The sequence below is a fragment of the Escherichia sp. E10V5 genome, from assembly GCF_004212315.1.
In the GTDB taxonomy this organism is placed as follows: Bacteria; Pseudomonadota; Gammaproteobacteria; order Enterobacterales; family Enterobacteriaceae; genus Escherichia.
Genome location: NZ_RHJM01000053.1, coordinates 1 through 1,211, shown reverse-complemented (window position 1 = coordinate 1,211; position 1,211 = coordinate 1). Strand labels below are relative to the sequence as shown.

Annotated in this window: 1 protein-coding gene; it reads left to right on the top strand. The window is 53.0% G+C overall.

Annotated features, from left to right (window positions below):
* Positions 1–79: 79 nt before the first annotated feature.
* Positions 80–1,179 (top strand): IS3 family transposase gene (locus tag D9738_RS24320; RefSeq protein WP_130261386.1). Its coding sequence is split into 2 segments (ribosomal slippage): positions 80–335 and positions 335–1,179, totalling 1,101 coding nucleotides; the frame shifts between segments, so codons are not numbered across the junction.
* Positions 1,180–1,211: the final 32 nt, after the last annotated feature.

Below are 1,211 nucleotides of genomic sequence, written 5' to 3'. Positions count from 1 at the left end.
TGATCTCCTCCCTGAAAACAGTACCAGTCTAAACTGAAGTCTCCGGTCTTTCTTCCTGCTAACAGAGAGGCTTATTACCATGAAAAAGACCCGTTATACCGAAGAACAGATTGCGTTTGCGCTGAAACAGGCCGAAACCGGCACCCGCGTAGGGGAAGTCTGCAGAAAGATGGGTATTTCTGAGGCCACCTTTTACAACTGGAAGAAGAAATTTGCCGGTCTGGGCGTGACGGAACTGCGGCGTCTGCGGCAACTGGAGGATGAAAATCAGCGGCTGAAGAAACTGGTGGCCGATCTGAGTCTGGATAAGGAGATGTTGCAGGAGGTACTGAAACAAAAGTTCTGAGGCCGGCTCAGAAGCGCCAGGCGGTGCATTTCCTGCAGGAAGCATACCGCATCAGTGTCCGCCGGGGATGCGGGTTGCTGATGCAGAGCAGAACTGTCTACCACTGGCAGAGCCGGCGTGACGATCGGGCGATAACCCAGCGTATCCGGGAGATCGCGGAAACCCGGATACGGTATGGTTGTCCGCGTATTCATATCCAGCTGCGGCGGGAGGGCTGGCTTGTTAACCATAAGAAAACACACCGGATTTACTGTCTGGAAGGCCTCAACCTGCGCAGAAAGCGCCCCCGCAGACATGTCAGTGCAGCACATCGCCAGCAACGTCCGGTCCTGACGCATATCGATCAGTGCTGGAGTATGGATTTCGTGTCGGATAATCTGTTTAACGGACGGCGTTTCCGGGCGCTGACTGTAGTCGATAATTTTAGTCGGGAGTGTCTGGCGATCCATGCCGGAAAGTCGCTGAAAGGCGAGGATGTGGTCGGTGTGATGGAAGGGTTGCGGGTGCTGGGTAAGCGCCTGCCAGTACGTATTCAGACAGATAACGGCAGCGAGTTTATCTCAAAAAGTCTGGATAAATGGGCGTATGAACACGGCGTGACCCTGGACTTCTCGCGCCCCGGAAAGCCGACAGATAACCCGTTCATTGAATCATTTAACGGCAGTCTGCGGGATGAATGCCTGAACATTCACTGGTTCCTGTCACTGGAAGATGCGCAGGACAAACTCGACAGCTGGCGCAGGGAATATAATCATGAAAGGACACATTCATCATTAAATGACATGACTCCGGCTGAATTCATCCGAAGTCTCCGGAAAGACGAAGATCTCTGATTTAGCACTGCACTGATTTTGGGCCAGGGTCA